The following is a 439-nucleotide window of genomic DNA, read 5'->3' as shown; positions in this document are numbered from 1 at the left end:
GCGGCGAGGGTATCGGAGAAGGTGGGTCGCTCTTTGCGGTACCAAGCGGCGGCTGGCCCGCAGCGTTGTGCCTGCTGTCCGAGCAGGGTGGCGAGCGGGGCGACGATCGAGGACAAGCCGAGCAGGCAGGGCGTGGTGCGGGCGATGGCCTGGTCGGACCACTGGCGCTGGGTCTCGACGCCGAGGTGATCGCGCACCTCGCGGAAGGTGGCCTCGATGGTCCAGCGCCGGACGAACCAGCCGATGATCTGCTGCGGCCGCTGGCCGAGGTCGGTGCAGAGCAGGGCCTGCGGCTCGAAGCGCTGTGCGGGATCACGCAACAGCACCCAGCGGATCGGCACGACGGGCAGACCGGCGTGACACCGGATGGCGGTACCGGTACGGATCTCCACCCCCTTGTCGCCCGCGCCGTACCAGTCGGCCACCGTCACGCGCTGCC

The 439-nt window shown here is 71.1% G+C and carries 1 protein-coding gene; it reads right to left on the bottom strand.

What is annotated here, in order from left to right:
- Positions 1–425 (bottom strand): hypothetical protein (locus M0638_RS28605; RefSeq protein ID WP_456316064.1); only part of this gene is annotated, 425 nt, incomplete at its 3' end.
- Positions 426–439: the final 14 nt, after the last annotated feature.

Origin of the sequence: Roseomonas acroporae (genome assembly GCF_023223525.1) — a bacterium.
Lineage (GTDB): Bacteria > Pseudomonadota > Alphaproteobacteria > Acetobacterales > Acetobacteraceae > Roseomonas_E > Roseomonas_E acroporae.
Note: the sequence above shows the minus strand (reverse complement) of the source record. Positions and strands in the feature narration are given on the sequence as shown.